The sequence below is a fragment of the Algimonas porphyrae genome (assembly GCF_041429795.1).
GTDB lineage: Bacteria > Pseudomonadota > Alphaproteobacteria > Caulobacterales > Maricaulaceae > Litorimonas > Litorimonas porphyrae.
On record NZ_CP163424.1, the window covers coordinates 2,046,678 to 2,068,896 of the forward strand.

At 55.7% G+C, this 22,219-nt stretch carries 21 protein-coding genes; 9 read left to right on the forward strand and 12 right to left on the reverse strand.

Features of this window, described 5'->3' with window-relative positions:
* Positions 1-6: 6 nt before the first annotated feature.
* The 6 genes from AB6B39_RS10005 to AB6B39_RS10030 all read left to right on the forward strand — a co-directional run bounded on the left by AB6B39_RS10005 (position 7) and on the right by AB6B39_RS10030 (position 6,085).
* Positions 7-735, forward strand: coding sequence for a hypothetical protein (locus AB6B39_RS10005; RefSeq protein ID WP_284370809.1), 729 nt, complete (start codon positions 7-9; stop codon positions 733-735).
* Positions 732-1,787, forward strand: coding sequence for a glycosyltransferase family 10 domain-containing protein (locus AB6B39_RS10010; protein ID WP_284370807.1), 1,056 nt, complete (start codon positions 732-734; stop codon positions 1,785-1,787). Before AB6B39_RS10005 ends, AB6B39_RS10010 begins: the two co-directional genes overlap by 4 nt.
* Before the next feature lie 78 nt (positions 1,788-1,865).
* On the forward strand, positions 1,866-4,481 hold the full coding sequence (locus tag AB6B39_RS10015; protein WP_371398548.1) for a M1 family metallopeptidase: 2,616 nt from the start codon (positions 1,866-1,868) through the stop codon (positions 4,479-4,481).
* A 7-nt stretch (positions 4,482-4,488) separates the two neighbouring features.
* The gene (locus AB6B39_RS10020) at positions 4,489-4,965 is read left to right on the forward strand and encodes a DUF6702 family protein (protein ID WP_284370800.1); all 477 of its coding nucleotides are present in this window, start codon (positions 4,489-4,491) and stop codon (positions 4,963-4,965) included.
* 27 nt (positions 4,966-4,992) lie between these two features.
* Positions 4,993-5,640 (forward strand): glutathione S-transferase family protein, encoded by a 648-nt coding sequence (locus tag AB6B39_RS10025; protein WP_284370798.1) that lies wholly within the window; start codon positions 4,993-4,995, stop codon positions 5,638-5,640.
* Positions 5,641-5,668: 28 nt separating this feature from the next.
* Positions 5,669-6,085, forward strand: a complete 417-nt coding sequence (locus tag AB6B39_RS10030) for a VOC family protein (protein WP_284370796.1) — start codon at positions 5,669-5,671, stop codon at positions 6,083-6,085.
* An 11-nt stretch (positions 6,086-6,096) separates the two neighbouring features.
* On the opposite strand, the gene AB6B39_RS10035 is transcribed toward AB6B39_RS10030, so the two are convergent.
* Both AB6B39_RS10035 and AB6B39_RS10040 read right to left on the reverse strand, forming a co-directional pair.
* A complete protein-coding gene (locus tag AB6B39_RS10035) occupies positions 6,097-6,822 on the reverse strand; it encodes a hypothetical protein (protein WP_284370795.1) in 726 nt (241 codons plus the stop codon).
* Complete coding sequence (locus AB6B39_RS10040; protein WP_371398549.1) at positions 6,822-7,745, reverse strand: pirin family protein; 924 nt, start codon at positions 7,743-7,745, stop codon at positions 6,822-6,824. The genes AB6B39_RS10035 and AB6B39_RS10040 overlap by 1 nt, the downstream gene beginning before the upstream one ends.
* Here AB6B39_RS10040 and AB6B39_RS10045 point away from each other — a divergent pair.
* Together AB6B39_RS10045 and AB6B39_RS10050 are read left to right on the forward strand one after the other, a co-directional pair.
* Positions 7,744-8,376, forward strand: coding sequence for a glutathione S-transferase family protein (locus AB6B39_RS10045; protein ID WP_371398550.1), 633 nt, complete (start codon positions 7,744-7,746; stop codon positions 8,374-8,376). The genes AB6B39_RS10040 and AB6B39_RS10045 overlap by 2 nt on opposite strands.
* A gap of 37 nt (positions 8,377-8,413) precedes the next feature.
* On the forward strand, positions 8,414-9,211 hold the full coding sequence (locus AB6B39_RS10050; protein ID WP_348520148.1) for a Coq4 family protein: 798 nt from the start codon (positions 8,414-8,416) through the stop codon (positions 9,209-9,211).
* Here the strand turns inward: AB6B39_RS10050 and AB6B39_RS10055 are convergent.
* A complete protein-coding gene (locus tag AB6B39_RS10055; protein ID WP_284370788.1) occupies positions 9,208-9,672 on the reverse strand; it encodes a cupin domain-containing protein in 465 nt (154 codons plus the stop codon). The genes AB6B39_RS10050 and AB6B39_RS10055 overlap by 4 nt on opposite strands.
* 63 nt (positions 9,673-9,735) lie before the next feature.
* On the reverse strand, positions 9,736-9,969 hold the full coding sequence (gene rpsU, locus AB6B39_RS10060) for a 30S ribosomal protein S21 (protein ID WP_284370786.1): 234 nt from the start codon (positions 9,967-9,969) through the stop codon (positions 9,736-9,738).
* Positions 9,970-10,151: 182 nt separating this feature from the next.
* On the opposite strand from rpsU, the gene AB6B39_RS10065 reads away from it, so the two are divergent.
* Complete coding sequence (locus AB6B39_RS10065; protein WP_284370785.1) at positions 10,152-11,108, forward strand: alpha/beta fold hydrolase; 957 nt, start codon at positions 10,152-10,154, stop codon at positions 11,106-11,108.
* On the opposite strand, the gene AB6B39_RS10070 is transcribed toward AB6B39_RS10065, so the two are convergent.
* The 8 genes from AB6B39_RS10070 to AB6B39_RS10105 all read right to left on the reverse strand — a co-directional run bounded on the left by AB6B39_RS10070 (position 11,109) and on the right by AB6B39_RS10105 (position 22,194).
* The gene (locus AB6B39_RS10070) at positions 11,109-14,309 is read right to left on the reverse strand and encodes an amidohydrolase family protein (RefSeq protein WP_284370782.1); all 3,201 of its coding nucleotides are present in this window, start codon (positions 14,307-14,309) and stop codon (positions 11,109-11,111) included.
* Positions 14,310-14,454: 145 nt separating this feature from the next.
* Positions 14,455-15,027, reverse strand: a complete 573-nt coding sequence (locus AB6B39_RS10075) for a hypothetical protein (protein ID WP_371398551.1) — start codon at positions 15,025-15,027, stop codon at positions 14,455-14,457.
* Between the two features lie 8 nt (positions 15,028-15,035).
* A complete protein-coding gene (locus AB6B39_RS10080; protein WP_284370778.1) occupies positions 15,036-16,211 on the reverse strand; it encodes a M48 family metallopeptidase in 1,176 nt (391 codons plus the stop codon).
* Positions 16,201-16,944, reverse strand: a complete 744-nt coding sequence (locus tag AB6B39_RS10085) for a hypothetical protein (protein ID WP_284370776.1) — start codon at positions 16,942-16,944, stop codon at positions 16,201-16,203. Before AB6B39_RS10085 ends, AB6B39_RS10080 begins: the two co-directional genes overlap by 11 nt.
* A gap of 156 nt (positions 16,945-17,100) precedes the next feature.
* Positions 17,101-19,314 (reverse strand): TonB-dependent receptor, encoded by a 2,214-nt coding sequence (locus AB6B39_RS10090; protein WP_284370773.1) that lies wholly within the window; start codon positions 19,312-19,314, stop codon positions 17,101-17,103.
* 124 nt (positions 19,315-19,438) lie between these two features.
* Complete coding sequence (locus AB6B39_RS10095; protein ID WP_284370771.1) at positions 19,439-21,076, reverse strand: CTP synthase; 1,638 nt, start codon at positions 21,074-21,076, stop codon at positions 19,439-19,441.
* Between the two features lie 209 nt (positions 21,077-21,285).
* On the reverse strand, positions 21,286-21,624 hold the full coding sequence (gene secG, locus AB6B39_RS10100) for a preprotein translocase subunit SecG (RefSeq protein WP_284370768.1): 339 nt from the start codon (positions 21,622-21,624) through the stop codon (positions 21,286-21,288).
* Positions 21,625-21,711: 87 nt separating this feature from the next.
* A complete protein-coding gene (locus AB6B39_RS10105) occupies positions 21,712-22,194 on the reverse strand; it encodes a hypothetical protein (RefSeq protein ID WP_284370766.1) in 483 nt (160 codons plus the stop codon).
* Between the last annotated feature and the right edge of the window lie 25 nt (positions 22,195-22,219).

Genomic DNA, 22,219 nt, shown 5'->3' on the forward strand with positions numbered 1-22,219 from the left:
GCACCCATGCAGACCGTCATCTGCATGAAGTGGGGCACCCGATATGGCCCCGAATTCGTCAACCGCATGTGGGCCGCCGTGAAACGCAATACGGCGCGCCCCACGCGGCTCGTTTGTCTGACGGATGATGAGACGGGTATCGATCCTGATGTTCAGTGCTTTCCAATCCCTGATATCAATCTCCCGCCCAATCTGATCAACACACCTTGGCGAAAGCTGGTTTTGTGGAAATCCCCGTTGGCGGACCTATCCGGCGATGTGCTTTTTCTGGATCTCGATCTGGTTATCACGGGTTCACTCGATGTCATGTTCCATTTTGAACCGGGCCGTTACTGCGTCATCGAAAACTGGACGCAGATGGGTCAGGGCAATGGCAACACATCGGCCTTCAGGTTTCCGGTCGGGAAACATGCCGACATCTTCGATAACTTCCAGGCAGACCCGGATCGCGTGCTATCAAGCTACCGGATCGAACAACTCTATATCTCACGCGAAGTCAGCGACATGGTGTTCTGGCCGGACCTCTGGTGCGCATCGTTCAAGCATACATTGCTGCCTCCCTGGCCTATGAATTTTTTCAAGGCACCGGGCTTGCCTGAAGAGACACGGATCGTCGCTTTTACAGGAAAGCCCGATCAGGACGAGGCCATGCGCGGCGAATGGCCAGTCAAGGCTGGTTGGAAAAAGCTCTACAAGCATGTGCGTCCAACACCCTGGATTGCCGAACATTGGTGAGTCCGATCCGCGTCAAATTCGTCGCCAAAATGCCGCCTGACGAGATCGATTCTCTGTGGCGACCCTTGCTGCCGACGGGGTCAGACGAGGTTGGAGAATGCCAGTTCACCTTCAATCCTGAGGCGACGGATTACGACTTCCTCGTCGTTTATGAAGACTTGCCTCCCTTGCTCAGAGACAAGAAGATCAACCGTCGTGAAACGCTGGCCTGCGCGCCGCAGAATACGATGCTTCTGACAACAGAGCCCTCCTCTATCCGTATCGACGGACCGCATTATCTACGGCAGTACGGACATGTCTGGACAGCCAAGCATCCATCGCTCGTCCGACACGACAACCAAATCCGGGAAACCCCGCCTCTGCGATTTTTCTATGGCCGGAACATGGCGGATGGGCCGCACTTGCCTCTGACAGACAGTCCGCCGCCCAAATCAAAAAATCTGTCGGCCATGTCCTCGACCAAGGCCATGGCGCATACGGTTCATGCCAAACGGCTCGCTTTCATGCTGGCTCTTCGCGACAGAATGGCAGAGCTGGATCTATACGGGCGCGGCATCCTGCCTGTGGACGACAAGGCCGAAGCGATGGCGGATTACCGCTATCATGTCGCCGTTGAGAATCATGTCGAACCCGGTCACTTCACCGAAAAGCTGACGGACTGTTTCGTTGCAGGCTGTCTACCCTTCTATTTCGGCGATCCGGATTATGCCCGAATTTTCCCGGCGGACGCTGTGATCCCCATCGACATTGAAGACATTGAAGGAACGATAGACGTCATCCGGATGGCCATCGTTCAGGACGCTTACGAGGCGCGTCAGTCGGTCCTGATGAAGGCGCGTGAGATTACATTGGACCGGTTCAACACTTTGCGCGCCGTCGCGAACAAGGTCGAAACACTTTTCGATGCAACTGCGCCGCGAGGGGGCACCATTGCAGGTCGGCATGCCTTTCGGCGTGATCACCCCATTCAGGCTTTACGAGATGCCTTGTTCATACGGCGCGCCCGGCAAAGCTCCTTTTCCTCGCCCCTGCAACGGCGATCAACGGATTAGTCCTTGCCGCACCGCATCGAAATGGTGATATTATAACCCATAGAAGGCGTTGGGATGCGCTGGATGAAGGAACATTTCATGTTTGGATATACGATCCGTGCCGTAGCCGCCTCGGCTGCACTTGTGCTCATGTCAGCGACGTCGGCCATGGCAACCGATGGTCCCGCACGCGGAGTTGCAGGTAGCGAGATGGATGCCGTCGCTAAGTTCCGTCAGATGGGAACAGAGTTCCGCGCGCCGAATATCTATCGGTCTGCGTCCGGTGCACCCGGTCCGGGCTACTGGCAGCAACGCGCCAATGTCGACATTGACGCAACGCTGGACGAAAACACGCAGCGCATTTCCGCCGAGATGGACATAGACTATGTCAACAACTCGCCCGACACACTGACCTATATCTGGTTGGCTCTTGATCAGAACCGCTTCAAGGACGGGAGCCTGGCGCGCGAAAGTGCAACAGCCGCCGCGTCCGGGACCAGCCGTGGCGATGCCAGCGGATCTTCGGATCGGATCAGCTTCGGACAGCTCCGCTATAATCAGGCCATGAAGGATCGGACCTACGGGTTCGAATTTCGACAAATCGCGACGATGAATGGCGAAGCCTTGCCAACATTTCTCAACAACTCGATGCTGCGGATCGACTTGCCTGAACCCCTTGCCCCCGGCGAAACGTTCAGCTTTCAGGTCGATTGGGACCATAATATCATCGACGAGGTCGCTGTTGGCGGTCGTGGCGGGTTCGAATATTTCGAGGATGACGACAACCATATCTTCGCTCTCGCGCAATGGTTCCCTCGTCTCGCCGCCTACACCGACTATACCGGCTGGCAGAATAAGCAGTTCCTAGGCCGCGGAGAATTCACGCTAGAATTTGGTGACTATTCGGTCGACCTGACGGTTCCAAGCGATCACATTGTTTCTGCCACGGGTGTTTTGCAGAATCCGCGCGACGTGTTGACGCCGACACAACGCCGTCGTCTGGACGAAGCGGGAACGAAAGAGCCGATCTATATCGTCACACCCGAAGAAGCGGTCGAGAATGAGAAGATCAAAGAAAGCGGGACAAAAACATGGCGTTTTCAAGCTGATAATGTGCGGGACTTCGCCTGGTCATCATCGCGCAAATATATCTGGGACGCGATGATCTTCGAGCAGGACGATGCCGACAACCCCGAAGTCCTCGCTATGAGTTTCTTCCCTAAGGAGGCGGATCCGATCTGGTCCCGCTTTTCGACCCAAGCCGTCGTACATACCATGGATGTCTATAACCGTTTCGCGTTCAATTACCCCTATCCGACATCGCAAAGTGTCAATGCCTGGGAACGCGGCGGGATGGAATATCCCATGATCACCTTTAATGGCTACCGTCCCTATGAAGACGAAAAGTCAGGCGAAGTCGTTTACTCACGCGACACCAAATATGGCCTGATCGGCGTCATCATCCACGAAATCGGACATATCTACTTCCCGATGACCGTCAATTCGGATGAACGTCGCTGGACCTGGATGGATGAAGGGATCAACACCTTTCTCGAATATATGGCGGAATATGAGTGGGAGGAAAACTTCCCAATCCGGCGCAACATGCAGAACCCGCTGGATGAAATCACGCGCTACATGACCAGTTCCAATCAGGTGCCGATCATGACACAGTCCGATTCCGTGCTGCAATTCGGTCCAAATGCCTACGCCAAACCTGCCGCTGCCCTGATCGTCCTGCGCGAAACCGTGATGGGACGTGAAGCGTTCGACTTCGCTTTCCGCGAATATAGTCGTCGCTGGAAGTTCAAACGCCCAACGCCGGAGGATTTCTTCCGAACGATGGAAGATGCCTCGGCTGTCGACCTCGACTGGTTCTGGCGCGGCTGGTTCTACGGGACCGATCATGTCGACATGGCGATCACGAGCGTACGTGAATATCAGGTCGGCACGAATGACCCCGACGTTGAGAAGACAGCGGATCGCGACGAAGACCTAGTGCGCTATCCCGAGAACATCGTGCAGCGTCGCAACCGCGAGGAGGGTCTGACGACCCGTGTCGAACGGTTCGAGGACCTGAACGACTTCTACAATGAAAACGACAAGTTCGCGGTGACGAATGCAGACCGCAATACGTTCAAGGCCTGGGTTGATGGGCTCCGGGATTGGGAACGCGCCGCCTATGACCGCGCAATGGAAGACGGCGAGTATTTCTACTTCGTCGACTTTGAAAATCAAGGAGGCTTGATTTCACCCCTTCCCCTGACGCTGAGCTTTGCGGACGGCACGACCGAAGAAATGATGGTGCCTGCGGAAATCTGGCGACGGAATTCCAAGTCCGTCACGAAACTGATCGTTCGCAACAAACGCATTACAGGGATCATACTGGACGCCGCCCACCAGACGGCTGACGCGGATTTTTCCGATAACGCCTTTCCGCAATCTGTCCGCTCGGATCGTCTGACTGCGTTCAAGTCGAACGCATCCCGCCGCAGCATGATGGCCGACATGTTGAGAGAATTACGCAAGGATGAATCGGCTGGAGGCCCGGCAGACACGACGCAGGATCTGCCGCTCCGCCGGTCCGAGGATGATCCAGATGCCGAGCCCGACATAAGTGATGACGCCCTCCAAGACGCGGAGACGGAGACAAGAACGGAACGCCCATCCTTACGTGACACGCTTCGCCGGATGCTGGGCCGTGACGGTGAATAGACGCCGCATGATTCAGGCGTACCTCGCTCTGGCTCTGGCCGGTTCCTACACTGTGCCGGCTTTTGCGCATCGCCTGGCGCGTACTGAGACCGAAATCCGCATTGAGGCCAACGGCCAGCTATCCATCATCCATGTCTACCATCTTCAGGACGCGCAGAACGCGCTCTACAAGGCCGGCCTGATCGAGCGTCCTGATCTGATGTCACTCCAGTCGCGTGCGAAACTGGCGCTTTACACGGAGAGCAGCTTCGCGTTGCTGGAAAACGGTCAGCCTGTGTCGCTCACACTTATTGGCGCGGAGGTTCAAGGCGATAGCATCTATGTCTATCAGGAAGGGACCACGACTGCTGACGCGTTGAGTGTCGATGCCCGCATGCTGCGCGGACTGATTAAAGGGCAATCCAATAGTGTTAACATCATCCGGAACAACCGGACCGTTACACTTGATTTTCGCGGAGATGACGGCCCGAAACCGGTTGCCTGATCACGGGGCGGCGCTTAGGCCTTTTCCATGCTGACGCTTCATCACCTGAACAATTCCCGGTCCCAGCGGATCCTCTGGCTACTCGAGGAGCTCGGCACTGACTATGACATCCGGGCTTATCAGCGTGATACCAATACAAGCCGCGCGCCCGCGGAGCTGAAAGCGATTCACCCGCTCGGCAAAAGTCCGGTCATCGAACATGATCACCTTGTCATTGCGGAGACAGGCGCGATCATCGTCTATCTGCTGGATCAGTTCGGAGCCGATGCGGACGGAAACTGCCGTTTCCGTCCCGACAAAGGGACGCAGGATTATGTCGATTACGTCCATTTCCTGCATTTTGCCGAAGGCTCGGCCATGCTGCCGCTTCTGCTCGCGCTTTATACGGGTTTTCTCGGTGACGCAGCCACGCCGATCCAGCCCATGATCATGGACGAAATACGCAAGGTTCTCGACTATTGCGAATATACATTGATCCGAAACGAGTGGTTCGCTGGGGACTCCCTTACCGGAGCCGATTTTGCGATGATCTTCCCGCTGGAAGCTGCAAAAGCGCGCGGGCGTCTGAAGGGTTATGACGCGTGCAACGATTATGTCGAGAGAGTCTGGGCTCGTCCGGCCTATCGGCGGGCCTTGGAGCGCGGCGGCGATTATGATTACGGGCCGCGGTCATAAACGCGACCTACGACTTACGGGACAATCCATGACAGCTCTGGCCTTTCATCTCGCGGCCCCCATTCGGGACAAGGAGGAAGCCCGACGCTATTATCGCGACGTCTTAGGCTGTACTGTCGGGCGGGAAGCCGAGCGCTGGATCGATTTCGACTTTTTCGGTCATCAACTCAGCCTGCATGTCTGCAATGAACCCGAATCTCTTGCGACCAATCAGGTCGATGGCAAGGATGTCCCGGTCCGGCACTTCGGGGCGGTTCTCGAATGGCAAGCCTGGAACGCTTTGAAAGATCGTCTGGTCGAAGCGAAGACGGAATTCGTCATCGACCCTTATCTGCGATTTGAAGGTGAAGCCGGCGAGCAGGCTACAATGTTCTTCCTCGATCCCAGTGGAAATGCATTGGAATTCAAAAGCTTCAGAGATCCTGCTCAACTCTTCGTGGCCTAGACAGCGCGCTCCTAGAATGCACGCTCTATGAAAATACGGACCTGGTTGTCATCCGCTGCATCGGTCAGGCCATGCAATGTTCCCAGATAGATTGCGACCTGATCCGTCAGATCAAATTCGATAAAGGGGCCGATTTCGGCTTTATTACCCTTGAAGACATGGATGCCGCCCGTATCGCCAAAATCGACATAGCTGTGAAAACCAAGCCTGACGCCATTTTCAGGTAGCTTGCGGGAGAGTTCGAAACGTCCCTGAAACTGCAGTTCATCATTGGTGCGCTGCGCGACCTGAAGCGTATTCATCATGACGGCGCGGGCTCGCCAGTTACCCGGCAGGGACCATTGGTTGAGCCAGTTCATACGAACTTCCTCTGGGCGGCCATCGCCGCGCGTGCGCGCTTCGAAACGCAGGCCCGTCTGATAATCCTTGCCGTCCGGGGTAATCTGCCAGACCGCTTCGAGCCGTGCAAAATCATAGTCGAAATCGGATGACGCAGTTTCGCGCAATGCAAGAATACCGCGTAGACGAAAATTCCCGCTGAGGGCGCGTTCATAGTGGAAGCGTTGTGCCCATTTCGCATTGTCACCAGGTGCATCGATCACAGCTGCTGCACGATATTCAGCATTATGATCGTCTACATTCACGACTGGCCCGAAAACGCCTGTAACATTCTGTGCGAAGGCGGGCGCTGCGGTCAGAAAGCTGATGCAAAGGGTGAGGATGAGTAAGAGTCGCATCAGAATACCATTGTCTCAGGGAGCGGAATAAAGTCGCTTTCATCACCGGGAACAGTCGGAAAGTCTCCATTTCTCCAGGCTTCGGCCGCCTTGCGGATACGCTCTCGCCGGGACGATACAAAATTCCATTTCATAAATCGTTTCCCAACAGGGTCTCCACCAACGACAGCAAACCGTGTACGGCCACGCGCCGTGACCGGATGTTCGCCAGGCGTCAGAACCGACAGAATGAATGGGTCTGATGTCGCATCGCCAATTTCGAGCGCACCTTCGACGACATAGATCGCGGCTTCCGTGGCGGATGGCAGGTCTATGGTGGCCCCATCCGGCAGGTCGACTTCGTAGTAAACCGTCTCCGAGAACGTCTCGACCGGGGACGTCAGATCGAAGGCGGATCCCATCATGATGCGGATATTGGCGCCATTGGGAAGTGCTCTGACCGGTATTGTGTCCGCTGGATGATGATGGAAGCTGGCGTCGCGCTCTTCCTCATGATCTGGCAGCGCTAGCCAGAGCTGCAACCCATGCAACCGATACCCTTCTGCGCGCAGCGTATCGCGTGTCCGCTCACTATGAACCATCCCGTTACCCGTGACCATCAGGTTGATAGCCCCCGGATGAATGGGCATGGAATTACCGAGACTGTCACGATGCCAGATCTCACCCTCGAACAGATAAGTCACTGTCGCGATCCCGATATGCGGGTGCGGCCTGACATCCATGCCTTCTCCTGGATCATAGTCCACAGGACCGAAATGGTCGAAAAAGACCCACGGACCAACGGACCGCTGACTGACAAAGGGCAGCGCACGGCGGACAGTAAACCCGTCCCCTAATGATTTGACCATGGGTTTGAGAGACGCCTTGATCGCGCCTGAAGAAGTCGACAACATGGAACAGGATTTACGGAGAAGCCTGCTCATGCTCAAGCTTTATGATTGCTCGACCGCCCCTTCACCGCGTCGCGCACGGATGTTCATGGCGGAAAAAGGCCTGGACTGGGAGACGGTGGAGATCGACTTGCGTTCCGGCGAACAGATGTCGCCCGATTATCGTGCGGTCAATCCACGCGCGACCGTTCCGGCACTGATGACAGAAGATGGTAATATTCTGACCGAGAATCTGGCAATCGCCGCCTATGTCGAGGCCCTTCACCCTGATCCGCCCTTGATGGGCAGGACTGCTCTGGAAAAAGCGCGTGTGCTGGAGTGGGACTTCCGCTGTACGATGGAGGGGTTGCTCGCCATTGCTGAGATACTGCGTAATAGCTCGCCGCACATGAAGGACCGTGCCCTGCCCGGCCCGCGTAATCTGGAACAGATCTCAGCCTTGGCCGATAGAGGACGCAAACGGCTCGCCTGGTTCTTCGAAGATATGGAAACACACCTCACAGCTACCGACTATGTGGCAGGTGATCATTACACCATGGCAGATATCACAATGACGGTCGTGTTCGATTTCTCTAAATGGGTGAAGGCTCAACCGGATGGCGATAACGCCGCCATCCATGACTATATGGCACGCATGCGCGAACGACCGTCATACAGTCTTTGAGGGTTGAGCTAGGATTTCATGCGGTTATGTATGCAGAATGACATCAATGACGCCTGATCAGATCAAAGTCCCTCGCATTCCCCGTTGCTGGGTGAAGGCGATGCGCCATTTTCGCAATCTGATCGCCGATAAGGAAGATACGTCGCAAGTCTTTCACATTACCAACGCATTGAATGGCAATGACTTATACAAGGCATTCAATCGGTTTCTTGCCCACCCTGAAGGGCGTAAACGGTTTGAAGAGCGTCGTTATCTCCCGCAACTGCTTGATAATCGGGACATTCTCCGCGCAATGCCGAAAGGCTCCCTGGCGGACGCCTATTGCAATTTCATGGATCGCGAAGGCCTGACCGCACAGGGTCTGGTTGATGAATTCGACCGCTTTGCAAAGGATATCGACGATCAGCGGACACCCGAATTCAAATGGTACAATAATCGGTCCCGGGACACGCATGACATGCTGCATGTCCTGACCGGATATGGACGCGATGCGCTCGGCGAGACCAGCGTACTGGCCTATAGCTATCAGCAAACGTCCGGTCTCGGCATTCAGTTCATCGCCTATATGGGCGCAATTGAGGTCAAACGCTGGGCTCCGAAAGGCGCACCTGTCCTTGGGTCCATTCGCGAAGCGGCGCGGCGGGGAAAAGCTGCCGAGAATATCATGCTTCACGATCTAATGGATCTGCTGCCACGCCCCATCGAGGATGTTCGGGAGATGCTGAATATCACTCCTATGACCGTCTACCCGGAAGTCCACAGACAGATGCGTGAAGCCGGACTCGATCCGTATGAGGCTGTCGGCGGCCCTGTCAGCGAACCTGTTGCGGCTTAGGTCAAGCGCTCGATCCAGTCTTCTGCATCGGGCCAGCCGGCAAGCAATTGGTCACTGTCAGCCAGCTCGAACCCGGCAAATTCGAAGCCCGGCATGACGGTGCAACCGACCAGACAATAGTCATCAGGTTGTTCTAGCGCCGCTCCAAACCAGACACCGGCCTTGATAAGGATTTGCGGATGACTTGTTGTCAAACGCTCCGACCGTATCGATCCATCCGCATCCAGCGAATAGATGATCAGCGGTCCGCCCCGATGATGAAACCATATTTCGTCGGCATCGATCCGGTGAAAACGGGACACATCCTTGCCCGACAGAAGATAGAAGATCGATGTACCGACTGGCCGCAGCCCCATCGGCGTATTGACGGTCAGTTCCGCCCGGTACGTCTCACGATAGAATCCGCCTTCGGGGTGCGGTTGCAGTGCCAGGCTTTCGATCAAGTCTTGCGCGTCGGACATGGAAACTCCCAAAGAAAAAGCCGCCCTCGCGGACGGCTTCTTCAATCAGATAGGTAGCAAAATCTAGCGGCGACGCTTCTTCTTGCTCGGGATCAGACCTTCGATCTGAGCCCGCTTGCGCGCCAGCTTGCGCGCACGACGAACGGCTTCCGCCTGTTCGCGAACCCGCTTCTCAGATGGCTTTTCATAATGTTTGCGAGACTTCATCTCACGCAGGATGCCTTCATTCTGCAGCTTTTTCTTCAGCGCGCGAAGGGCCTGATCGACATTGTTCTGGCGGACGTAGATTTCGACCATGTGTCGGTTCAACTCTCTTTCATGTTCGATACGATGCAGTGTATCGAGGGTGTCGTTTCAATAGCAAAAGGCCCCGGGTTGCCCGCGGAGCCTGCGTTCGGTCGGGGACATAGTGGCAATTCCCCGTCCCCGCAAGGCATTTTTGCGGTTGGCAGATGGCGTGAATACGCCATTGTCGCGCCATGAACTATAACGATCCTACGTTCGTAAGCTGTGATGGGTTCCAACTCGCGACCTACCCGGATGGGCCCGAAACAGCCACACCCGTTCTGATGATCCATGGCTGGCCGGAGCTGGCTTATAGCTGGCAGACGACGGTGCCGGCTCTGCGGGATGCGGGCTATCGTACCCTGCCCTACGACCTGCTAGGTTACGGGCATTCTGACGCGCCGAAAGCGGTCAATCATTACGGCATCGCCAACCTTGTCGGCCATGTCGAAGCGATTCTCGATCATTACGGGATCCAGAAAGCGATCATGCTCGGTCACGATTGGGGCGGGATCATTCTCTGGCACGTCGTGCGTATGCTCAAGCAACGGACGATCGCGGCAATATCGATCAGCACACCTCATGTCGGACGCGCGCCGATTGACCCGATGGCGATTTTCGAGAAGCGCTATGGGAAGAACCACTATTTCGTCGAGTTTCGGGACCGGACGGATGCGGTCGAAGCCTTATTCAATTCCAATCCGGACGCGTTCTTCCGGATGATGTTCAGGACTTCACCCGATGGGGTCGAACTGACGCCTGAACTGACAGAGCTGCCTCGCCGCTTTGCCGACTATTTGGCCGCAGGTGCGCCGGACAATGGCAAGATGGTCGTCACACCGGAACAGCGCGCCGTCTATACGGACGCCTACCGCAAAAACGGGTTCCTTCCGGGAATGAACTATTACCGGAACACAACGGCGAACTGGGAACTTGCCAAAGGGCTCAGCACACAGATCGAGGTTTCCTCTTTGATGATCAGTCCAGCCAACGACTTCTTCCTGCCACCCAGCGTGACTGACCCAATGGTGAAAACCGTGCCTGATCTGACGCGGGTCACGATTCCGAATTGCGGTCACTGGGCCATGTGGGACCAGCCAGAGGCGGTGAACACCACCATTCTGGACTGGCTTACAGATCGTGGTTTCTGATCAGTCTTCCCACCAGTAAGGCAAGCGCTTGGCATCGCCAGTCGCGACCTCATTCATGGTCGAACTATCGTAAAGCCGCCCACCAATCATCACATGTGTCAGGCTTTCCGCATTCGCAATATCGGCCAGCGGATCCTTGTCCATAATGACAAGATCGGCAAGCTTACCCGCCTTGATGGATCCGATGTCATTCGACATGCCGAGATGTCGTGCCGGTTCCGTCGTCGCGGTCATGAGGGCCTGTAACGGACTCATACCGCCACGCTGAAAGCTCTGCATTTCCCAATGCGCCGCAAGACCTTCACGTTGGCCATGGGCACCGATGCTGACGGGAACGCCCGCTTCCATCAGAACCTTGGACACAGCCGCTGCATCATCATCGGCATAATCCTCAATCGGAGCCATCTGACGCCGGACAGAGCGCGGCTGCAGGATTGTCGGCGGAACGTGACGCGAAAGTAGCGGATGCTTCCAGACCTCAGTCGTCTGATAGTAATAGTCCTCACCGCGCACACCGCCATAGGTCACGGCCAGAGTCGGCGTGTAAGCGACATTGGTCTGGCTGAACATCTGCACGACATCATCATAGATCGCGTAGAGCGGCAGATTATGTTCCACGGACGTGTTGCCATCCTGAACGAGTGACATGTCCATGTGATATTGCGACCCGCCTTCCGCAACGACAAGGATGTCGGCTTCACGCGAGGCTTCCACCACCTGTTGACGCTGGTCGCGGCGCGGCTGGTTATAGTTTTTCACAGCGAGTGCGCCTTGATTGGCAAGGCGGTCGACGTGCTCCTTCGCGTCGTCATAGCTTTCGATCGAGGCATAAAAGCCTGGCGCTTTGGCTCCATAGATCACTTCGCCCGTCGAGAAGATGCGCGGGGCTAGTAGCTTGCCTGCGCGCTGCATTTCAGCGGCCGGGAATATCAGCTCGGCGCTGGAACTCGGATCGAAGATCGTGGTCACACCCAGTGCGAGTGTCGCCACTGTCTCCCAGTTCTGCTGCGGCACAAGTCCGGCTACGCCCTGCGGGCCATGCGCATGCGCATCGATAAACCCTGGCGTGACGGTCTTGCCGGACAGATCGACTTCAATGACCCCGTCCGGAATGCGTACGGATTCGCCTACGGATTCGATGCGGTCGCCATTGATCAGAATTGTGCCGGATTCGATCACACCGCCATCATCCCCCTCCATGGTCACGATACGGATATTGGTCAGGGCGATGCGCCCGTCTGGTTTGTCTGCTGCCACAGAGACACGAAGCGTCTCACCCTTGGTCACAGGCTCGAAATCCTCATCGGCCATCTGCGCGGATGTGGCTGAAAAGACCGTTGGTCCGAGGGTCCAGTAGAGTTCGCCGCGATTTGTCCAACTCGGATAGGTCGCGCCACCTTCGCTCACCTTGGTGACGGGCAGTGCCTTGCTGGACCGCCCCGCCGAGACGGATTGCGGCCCCGGCAGCATCGGCATGACGTAGAGATTATAGTTTTCCCGGAATGCGACCTGACGACCGTCCGGGCTGACGACAAAAGTTTGCGCCATCGTGTTGGTCGCATGAACGCGTTCATTTGTCCCGGCAAGGTCAACACTGGCCAGTTCGCGTAAGCTATTAGCCGACCGTGTGAAGAAGACTCGGTTCTCGGCGCCGTCAAAATGCGGAGCCGAGCCTGATGTTGCAATCCGCTTCGGCTCTCCGCCGGTAACAGACTGAATGAACAGCCCTGTATTATCGCTCCATTTCGGATCGACCAGATTTCCGCCGCGACGTTTTTCATAGGTCACGATACGGCCCGATGGCGACAGTCTTGGGTTCCGGTAGTGCCCCTTGCGTGTCGTGACGTCGGATATCGCCCGTGACGACAGATCGATCGTGTGGATCGTGCTGAGATCGGCATCAGTCCAAGAAACGAAAACGATGGAGCGACCATCCCGGGAAAAAGCGGGATGGAGTTCTCTGACGTTATCGCCGAGCGACGTCAGACGGTCAATCTGTCCACTACGCTGATCACGAAGATATAATTTCCCGAGGCTTTCAAAAACCAGACGACTGCCATCCGGTGAAATATGCGCAAATCGCGGCATTTCGGACTGAACGGTGTCGGGCGCGACGTCGACCATTGGACGCGGGGCATCGAGTACGTCACGCGTATCGTTCACGCGAAACTCGATATGGTCGATCGAGTCCGTGTCGATATCATAGCGATGGATCTTGCCACGCGCCCAGAAATAGATCGACCGACTGTCCGGTGACCAATCCGTATTGGGATAGACTCCGGTGATGGCCCATGTTTCCTGCAAATCCTGATCCAGATGATCGAAGATCATTCGCTCTTCACCACTATCGAGATCACGGATGAACAACTTGGATTCCGCCCGGACCCGTTTGACATAAGCCAGATACTTGCCATCTGGTGACGGGGCTGGACGTGTTGCGCCGCCGGGCCCGCCAGCTGCGACCGTGGTCTCCCCAGTCACCATGTCATAGCGCTTGATCTGGAAGAGCTCCGTGTTCGAATCCTGCGCATATTCGAAGATCGGACCGGAGGTAATGTTCTGACTATAATAGAGGCCGTCGCCATCCGGCGTAAACATGGGCTCCCCCAGTTCCTTTTGATGCGCTTCGGATGGGCGTTTCACGAGCTGAACGCCTGAACCACCCTTGGTCGAGTAGAGCCAGATCTCGCCAACGCCGGCCGAACGCGACGTCGTGAAGTGCTTGCGCGCCGCGATGAAATCTCCGGATGGATGCCATGTCGGATTGTTCAGCAGGCGAAAGCTCTCCTTGGTGACTTGCTGCATCTCTGAGCCATCGACATTCATGGTCCAGATATTGTCGCCCCCGGCCCGGTCGGAGGTAAAGGCGATCCGTTTCCCGTCCGGAGAGAAACGCGGCTGCATCTCCCAGGCAAAACCAGATGCAATGTTTGTCGCCGTGCCGCCGGTAACAGGCATAGTGTAGATATCGCCGAGCATGTCGAAGGCGATCGTCTGTCCGTCCGGCGATACGTCCAGACTCATCCAGGTCCCTTCGGTCACGTCGATCTTGATCTTACGGCTTTCGCCCGGTGGATCTGTGACGTCCCATGTTTCTTTGGCATCCGACTCCTCATCCGCCAGCGCAGGCGTCGCCATTGTGAGCGACATCAGACACGCGATAGATAGAGCGGCAGAGCCGAGCAGAAATTGACGATACATGAAGGTCCCCTTAGAAGATTTTTTCGAAGGCTATCAGGCCTGAGACGCAAGGTCATCGCCGAACCGATCACAAGACCGGGATATTTTGCCAAGAAAAAACCCGCGCCTAAGCACGGGCCAAACCAATTCGAACCTTACAGAATTCCTACAAGCGTGCCGACGTCAGGGCACGTCGAGCCTCCTCTGCGTCCCGATCATAATAGACACGCGTAGGTGCAACATAAATTCCCATGGCCAAACCCATGTCAGTTTCAGAAACCCGCATAATGCCTTTGGCTGCCAAACCTAACTCATAGAAACCTTGGAAATCGAACCCGACACCGTCTTCGCCGGCAAACGTCGTTGTCTCGACCGAAGAAACTTCGATGTTTTTCATATCGAGTGACGCTAGTGACGCCGTCGCGAATTCAACCAACTCAAGCTGTGACATGCCGGATTTGTAGTCCACTTCTTCTTGTGTGCCGCCTTTTCCCGCTTTCAGATCGTGTCCCTCTTCGATCATGTAGACCGCAAGCATGTTGAGATCCAAGCCTTCACGGGTTAATGCCGCACCCTGCACACCTTCACTCTTGCGCTTAAAGGCACTCCAATTCTGGTTCAGATTTAGCGTAAAGGGCTCTGCGACGAATGCGCCAGACGGTGCAAGCACGGGCCCTGTCGCACAGGCCGACAGGAACGCTGCCGCTGATAGAAACAGGATTTTCGTTTTCAATTTCATCGGATTTCCTAGGTTTTCATCATGGAGCGGACCAAAGCTGCGTCTGGCGCGTCAGGCGCAGCTTCCAGATAGCTTTGAAAAGCCTGACGGGCTTCATCTTCGCGTCCCAGTTTCTGATAGAGGTCGCCAAGATCCCGATAAAGGACAGGCGGCGCATCAGGACGTTCTGCACCTCGCTTCCAAACCCTTATGGCATTGGCATGGTCGCCTTCATTGTTGCGAAGCATGTAAACACGCCCCTCCACATAATCCAGCACCCCCAAATCTTCATCAAAGCTACGCTTACGCTCGAGTAGATTCAGAATGGCTCCATAGTCCCGCATCTGTAGCTCGACTGTGTACCAATCTAGCAGGAATGGTCTTATGCGGGCCCGATAGGCTGCAGCATTATCCTTCTGTGAGCGGTTTCTGAGCCCGTTCGCTTTTTCCCTTAGAGCGTCTAAACGCAATTGAGGTGTCGGGTGTGAATCGAACAAGGCCGATCGTGAACGATTGCCCCGCTTTCGGCGTTTTTTGTTACTGGATGCCTGCTCTTCGGCCTGAAGATTACTCCATATCCGTGATGCAGCCTCAGCAACATAACCCGCTTCGACCATCCGGTCGAAGCCGATCAGATCGGCTTCTGACTCCTGTTCCCGTGAAAAGGAAAAATAGTCCCCGACACCGGCCAAAAGAACGAGTGGACTGGCATATCCAAGTGTCGCGACATTTACGAAAGTCATCGCGTTATTGGTATTCTCAGCCCGGTTTACGCGCTCTAGCGAGTGCTGCTCTACGTAATGACCAAACTCATGACCAAGAACAGCGAACAATTCCGCCTCGCTATCGGCGCGCAACATAAGACCCGAGTAAACGGCCATCGCGCCATTGGGTAACATAAAGGCATTAAAAACAGGCGCTTCGATAAGGTAAACTCGGAGCTCCCCGGCATACTCTCCCGCAGCTTTCTGAACTAGCGAGTCGACATAGGTTATTAATCCGGGGTCTTTGATCCGCCCTCCAGACAAACGTACGTCGTCTTCGAACTTGTTCGATTGATATTCCAGCGAAGCAAGACGACTTGACGAGTCCTGAATACCGGCCCCGACCGCTCGCGAGCCGGCATCTGTCGTCGCACACGCAGCGACAGAACATACCAAGCCTGATATCAGCAAAATGCGGCTCAGCACGCGATCAGCTTTCATCGACTTCGCCATCCGTAAATGGACCTTGATCCATGATGGCCTTCACGACGCGATCGGCACCTTCCGGATCACGCGCATCGGATCCTGAAAAAGCCGTGCCCGACTGTGCGCGTATCCAGACGACATCCCCTGTCTGTAAATCCACGAGAGACACATAGGTCCCGCGAAACGACGACAGACCCGGTGTGTAGCCTGTTACCCCACCGATCAGCAACTTAGTCATGACCGAGCCACCGCTTTCGATCGACGTGCGGTTCGTCAGAAAAGCTGCATAATCTGCGCCAGTTGCATCGTACAGGCTCTTTGCATCCTCACCGAGCGAGTAGGTCATCAATTGCCCCTCCGCATGAGGAAGCGGAGTCAGAAGCGTGCCAGGCAGCAGAGGGACAACATGCCTGCCCATCGTATTTGTCACTTGCTGTTGAAGCAGAAGGAGCTGGTCGATGTCTTCGATCTGCCCCGCGTAAGGTTCGAACTCAATGACGGTCTCACCTGTTGCTTCGAGATGTTCTCGAAGCGATTGCGTAAAATTTTCGGTTACCTGTTCCGTCCAGTCTGCTCTCAAGTCGGATGCACCGAGTTTGACGAAATAGACTTCGGCATCCACCGGCATCTGTAGAACTTTGACGGATTGTCTTGGTTCGTCGAAAGAACTGGCATTCTTGACATTGGCGGTTGCGCAGGCAGTCGCGAACATGGCCCCTAAAGCGACTGCAGCGTTTCTTCGTTTCATTAGATGTTCCCCTCAGACTTATAATTTTCAACTGTCGATGGGGTATTGTCAGGTCAACAAATAATCTGAATTTTGACCGAGAGAGATCAAATTCATAACATTTCATAAAAAAACCCGCGCCCAAGCGCGGGTTCATATTGGCGAAATGACTGTCGCCTAAAAGCGCTTTGTGACTTCGACGCCGTAGATGGAGGGCTCGTTGATGAAGCCGGTGAAATTATTGAAATCCACAGCGCCTTCCAGTTCCGTCACGCCGAAGGCGTTGCGGACATAGGCAGCGATTTCGAAGTCATCATTATGGACATAACCCCCTCTTAGACCGACCTCGGTGAGGCTGTCGCTGCGGAACTCTGCGCTGTCATACAGAAAGAAGTTCACTTCGCTACGATAGGCCATGTCCGTAAAGACGAAGAGTTCGCCCGCATTCGAGACAGGCAGTCCGAAGCGCGCCGAAACATTGGCGATATATTTCGGCGCCTGCGGCAGGCTGTTTCCATTGATTAGCGCGTTCCCTGTCACCGGATTAACCCGGTCCAGTATGGTGCAGGGTGCGCCGCACGGTCCGACTTCGAGCGCCGTGTCCTGAATCTCCGTGTCATTGATCGAAAAGCCCGCTGTCAGTTCGACATGATCCGTCGGATCGAAACTCGCATCCACTTCCAGACCACTACCTTTGACAGCGTCGGCATTGAGAAGCTGATTGAAGTTCCCGGCCCCGCCAACGGCTGTAAGCTGCTGATTATCCGTTTCGAAATAGAAGACCGTCGCGTTCAGGGTTCCGCGCCCATCGAGAAAACGTGATTTGAAGCCGACATCAAAGGAGTCAATCGTCTCCGTATCGGCGACTGTCACGGCGTCCCCGAACACGATCCGTCCCTGCACATTTGGGGCGCGGAAACCGCGTGAATAACGGGCGAACAGGTTCAGCGCTTCATTGGCGGCGTAGTTGAGGGCCAAATCACCGGTCACGACCGTATCGTCCAGATCCTGCGACACTGGACCAAGCGTGCCGGAGCCGAACGGGCCGATGGTCCGCGACGCAACGAAATCCTTATTTTCAAGCGACAGACGCAAACCGGCTGTTGCCGTTAACCGTTCGCTGGCCTGCAACTCCATGGATGTGAACAGGGCAAAGGCTTCCGTGTCCTGATCCTGCACGGCGCGGCCATTGACACCGCCACCGAACAACGTGTCGAAGGACAGGCTTTCAATTTCGAGGTTTTCAAAAAACGCGAAGCCGCCTAGCGTCACGTTCAATGCATCCGTTGCATCGAAATTGTAACGCAGTTCCTGCGTCCATTGGCTGTGGCCTGTAATATTGTCCTGACTTTCTGCCGCGAACGGGATGAATCCCGGCCCTGAAGGCGGAGCGAAGACCGCACCGAAGCCGCCATCAACATCGCCGCGCGCATCGACCCGCACACTTTCAAATGCAGAAATCGACGTCAGCGTGCCTTTGCCAAAATCCGTGTCAATGGTCAGGGACGCGCCAAGGTTCTCGACATTCAGGATTTGTGTTGCGTCCTGTGCCGCTGTGAATCGATCAAAGCCCGGGACAAGGCCACCCGTGCCGGGCTGAATGGCATTGGCGCGGAATGTCCGTGATCCGCCATCCAGTTTGCGACCATGCAGGTTCAGCAGAATATCTGTCGTGCCAGTGGGTTCGAACAGGAATTGAAGGCGACCAGCATATTCCTCGAACTCCTCAAAGCCGGATTCGGATGGATTGGGCGCAACATTGTCGACATAGTCGCCACGGCTCTGAAACAGGCCCGACAGACGGGCCGAAACCTTATCGCCAAGCGGACCGCTAACGGCCCCTTCCAGATCCACCGTATCAAAGCGGCCATAGCCAGCCCGGATATAGCCTTCGGCTTCACGGGTCGGTCGCGCGCTTTCGAACGTGATTACACCGGCTGGCGTATTGCGCCCAAATAATGTGCCCTGTGGGCCGCGAAGTACCTCGACGCGGTCCAGATCGAAAACTGGAAATCCCTTCAGGATCGGATTTTCGAGTACGACGCCATCGTAAACCAGACTGACGGGTTGGTTCGCATTGAGGTCGAAATCAGTATTGCCGAGGCCGCGAATATAGAACCGCGGAAATGTGCGCCCAAAAGAGCCTTCAGCATAAAGGCTGGGTACGCGGGCCGACAGGAAGAGAATGTCTTCACCGCCGGAGCTGATGACATCGAGCTCTTCGCCCCGGACGACATCAAGAGACAGCGGGACGTCTTGAAGGCTTTGCTCCCGCTTTTGCGCGGTCACGATCACCTCGTCCGTAACGTCTTGTGCATGGGCCGGTGTCAGGCTGGTCCCAGCCATGAGAACCGCGCTCAATGCGGCGGTTGTAAGTTTTAGGGATGTCATGGGGACTCTCGAAAGGTGTAGCAATGATTGCGCGCTAAAGGCCGCGACCGCTTTCAGGTCAACCGCTTAACGATTGTTTGGCAACAACTTCTCGTGAGAGTTGAGTGAGGTAGAAGCTTCGGGATCAGACAAGACGGCTTTGCGTCTTCGCCGCACCGATGAAACCATCGAAGAGTGGGTGCGGGTCGAACGGACGGCTTTTCAGTTCGGGATGAAACTGCACGCCGACGAACCAGGGATGAGTGGGAATTTCGACGATTTCAGGCAGAACCCCGTCCGGAGACAGACCTGAGAAACGTAAGCCTGCTTCTTCCAGAACCGCACGATAGTCTATATTGACTTCGTAGCGGTGACGGTGACGCTCGCTGATCTGGTCGACCCCATAGGCCTCGGCCACAAGTGACCCCGTTTCAAGACGCGCCGGATAAGCGCCGAGACGCATGGTCCCGCCAAGATCGGTCGTATTGCTGCGTTCGAACCGTTCATTGCCGCGCGTCCATTCTGTCATCAGACCGACAATATTTTCCCCGTCATCGCCAAATTCCGACGAACTGGCCGTCTTGATGCCGGCAAGATTACGAGCCGCTTCGATCACGGCCATCTGCATGCCAAGACAGATGCCGAAATAGGGTATGTCTTTTTCACGGGCATACTGAATGGCCTTGATCTTGCCTTCAGTCCCACGTTCACCGAACCCGCCTGGAACCAGAATACCGTTCGCCCCTTTGAGCACGTCTTCAGGATTGCCGGCTTCGAAATCTTCGGCTTCGACCCAGCGAATGCGGACTTTTACGTTATTGGCTATGCCGCCATGTACCAGCGCTTCGGTGATCGATTTATAGGCATCGGGCAGAACCGTATATTTGCCGACGACGGCAATTTTTACGTCTCCGTCCGGGTTCGACAAGGTCTGGTGAATCTCCTGCCAGACAGCGAGATCGGCTTTGGGCGGGGTTTCGACACCGAAATGCGCCAGGACTTCCCGATCCAGCCCTTCCTTGTGGTATGCCAGCGGAACGGCATAGATCGACTCCGCATCAAGGCCCTGAATGACGGCCGATTCGCGGACGTTGCAGAAACGCGCAATCTTGCGTCGTTCCCCTTCCGGGATCGGACGTTCCGACCGACACAGAAGAATATCAGGCTGAATGCCGATCGAGCGAAGCTCTTTGACTGAGTGCTGGGTTGGCTTGGTCTTCATTTCGCCGGCAACGGCAATATAGGGCAGAAGAGTCACATGCAGGAAACAGCACTGTCCACGAGGCAATTCCTGACCCAGTTGGCGCAAGGCTTCGAAGAATGGCAAGCCCTCAATATCCCCTACCGTTCCGCCGACTTCGCATAGGACGAAATCGACATCGCCAGCATCCGACAGAACGAAGTTCTTAATTTCATTCGTCACATGCGGGATAACCTGAACTGTTGCGCCCAGATAGTCACCCCGACGCTCCTTGGCGATAATGTCGGAGTAAATCCGCCCCGTCGTGATGTTGTCGCCTTGCGTTGCTGAAACGCCGGTAAACCGTTCATAGTGGCCGAGATCGAGATCGGTTTCGGCACCATCATCCGTCACATAGACTTCGCCATGCTGATAGGGGCTCATCGTGCCCGGATCCACATTCAGATAGGGATCCAGCTTGCGCAGACGGACCTTGTAGCCGCGCGCTTGCAGCAAAGCGCCCAATGCCGCCGACGCCAGGCCCTTGCCCAGCGACGACACGACGCCGCCCGTAATAAAGATATAGCGCGGGGAAGAACCCATAATGTCCACGAACCTAGCTGAGCCCACGAAATGGATCCGTGGTCACATGAAGACTATCAATACGCAGGATGTATCCGCTGGGGCGTGGTCACATCCAACGGATGAATTCCATCGGGTGACTCCGGGGTCGACGTCAACCCACCAGTTCGTTTGTGCACAGTTAAGTGAAACGTAGGAATAGGATTCAGGCCGTCCCGCGAATGGAACGACTACTCGTCGGTTGCGGATTCGTCGGCTGCAGGTTCGCCAGTTTCAGTATCGATTGCGACAGCACCATCCACGTCGTTACCATCGAGCCGTGACGTATTGTTCGTCTCCAGCGCGAAAACCACAGACAGAAGCAGCGACAGGATCAGGAAGATCGTGCCGAGGATCGCAGTCATGCGCGCAACGGATGTGGTCGCTGCGCGGCCTGACATGAAACCCGATCCACCGCCGCCACCGCCGCCGCCAATCCCCAGCGCCCCGCCTTCGGAGCGCTGAATCAGGATCAGGCCGGTCATGATGACCGAGATGATAAGAAGGATGACGAGCAGAACGGTAGACATAGAGCTTTGCTTGAAGGTCGGTCGACGAAGGACGCGCCCATAGACCGGACGCGCGGCGACTTCCAGTCAGAATGTCTGTCGCAAAAACTAGAGATCGCAGCCCATCGGACCAGCCATGCCTTTCAGATAGGCCCGACGAACGAGACCCCGCTGATAGGCCATTCTGGCATCGCGTTCATTACTGGCCGCACCGGATACGGCCCGGACGACGCCGCGAAAGGGAATCAGAATGCTGCCGATGGCGCTGGATGATGCATTGAGAGCCAAGCGTTCGCGTCGTTCTGCTTCATCTTCGGGAACATCGAGGTCTTCACCCAGCAAGGCATTGAGTGCGACGACTTCTTCGGAGAGCGCAGAGCAGGTTTCCGGAGTCTCCGCATAAGGGTTTTCAAGTGAGAGCAAGGCCTCAGGAATATCGATATCATCCAGCCCGAGATCATTGACTGGCGTCACGACCGCCTGCTCGACGCTCATCGTGTCCTCACCCCGAAAGGTCGTATCATCAGCCGTGGAGGCGCAAGCGCTGATGACCAACGACGTCAGGATAATCGGCATGAATAAACGTGTCATGATAGCTCTACGCAAAGCGGTGTTG

Excerpts from the sequence above, each read along its gene's own strand:
- AB6B39_RS10005 (WP_284370809.1), top strand. The coding sequence starts at position 7 with ATGCAGACCGTCATCTGCATGAAGTGGGGCACCCGATATGGCCCCGAA.
- AB6B39_RS10015 (WP_371398548.1), top strand. The coding sequence starts at position 1,866 with ATGTTTGGATATACGATCCGTGCCGTAGCCGCCTCGGCTGCACTTGTG.
- AB6B39_RS10020 (WP_284370800.1), top strand. The coding sequence starts at position 4,489 with ATGATTCAGGCGTACCTCGCTCTGGCTCTGGCCGGTTCCTACACTGTG.
- AB6B39_RS10025 (WP_284370798.1), top strand. The coding sequence starts at position 4,993 with ATGCTGACGCTTCATCACCTGAACAATTCCCGGTCCCAGCGGATCCTC.
- AB6B39_RS10030 (WP_284370796.1), top strand. The coding sequence starts at position 5,669 with ATGACAGCTCTGGCCTTTCATCTCGCGGCCCCCATTCGGGACAAGGAG.
- AB6B39_RS10035 (WP_284370795.1), bottom strand. The coding sequence starts at position 6,822 with ATGCGACTCTTACTCATCCTCACCCTTTGCATCAGCTTTCTGACCGCA.
- AB6B39_RS10045 (WP_371398550.1), top strand. The coding sequence starts at position 7,744 with ATGCTCAAGCTTTATGATTGCTCGACCGCCCCTTCACCGCGTCGCGCA.
- AB6B39_RS10040 (WP_371398549.1), bottom strand. The coding sequence starts at position 7,745 with ATGAGCAGGCTTCTCCGTAAATCCTGTTCCATGTTGTCGACTTCTTCA.
- AB6B39_RS10050 (WP_348520148.1), top strand. The coding sequence starts at position 8,414 with ATGACATCAATGACGCCTGATCAGATCAAAGTCCCTCGCATTCCCCGT.
- AB6B39_RS10055 (WP_284370788.1), bottom strand. The coding sequence starts at position 9,672 with ATGTCCGACGCGCAAGACTTGATCGAAAGCCTGGCACTGCAACCGCAC.
- rpsU (WP_284370786.1), bottom strand. The coding sequence starts at position 9,969 with ATGGTCGAAATCTACGTCCGCCAGAACAATGTCGATCAGGCCCTTCGC.
- AB6B39_RS10065 (WP_284370785.1), top strand. The coding sequence starts at position 10,152 with ATGAACTATAACGATCCTACGTTCGTAAGCTGTGATGGGTTCCAACTC.
- AB6B39_RS10070 (WP_284370782.1), bottom strand. The coding sequence starts at position 14,309 with ATGTATCGTCAATTTCTGCTCGGCTCTGCCGCTCTATCTATCGCGTGT.
- AB6B39_RS10075 (WP_371398551.1), bottom strand. The coding sequence starts at position 15,027 with ATGAAATTGAAAACGAAAATCCTGTTTCTATCAGCGGCAGCGTTCCTG.
- AB6B39_RS10080 (WP_284370778.1), bottom strand. The coding sequence starts at position 16,211 with ATGAAAGCTGATCGCGTGCTGAGCCGCATTTTGCTGATATCAGGCTTG.
- AB6B39_RS10085 (WP_284370776.1), bottom strand. The coding sequence starts at position 16,944 with ATGAAACGAAGAAACGCTGCAGTCGCTTTAGGGGCCATGTTCGCGACT.
- AB6B39_RS10090 (WP_284370773.1), bottom strand. The coding sequence starts at position 19,314 with ATGACATCCCTAAAACTTACAACCGCCGCATTGAGCGCGGTTCTCATG.
- AB6B39_RS10095 (WP_284370771.1), bottom strand. The coding sequence starts at position 21,076 with ATGGGTTCTTCCCCGCGCTATATCTTTATTACGGGCGGCGTCGTGTCG.
- secG (WP_284370768.1), bottom strand. The coding sequence starts at position 21,624 with ATGTCTACCGTTCTGCTCGTCATCCTTCTTATCATCTCGGTCATCATG.
- AB6B39_RS10105 (WP_284370766.1), bottom strand. The coding sequence starts at position 22,194 with ATGACACGTTTATTCATGCCGATTATCCTGACGTCGTTGGTCATCAGC.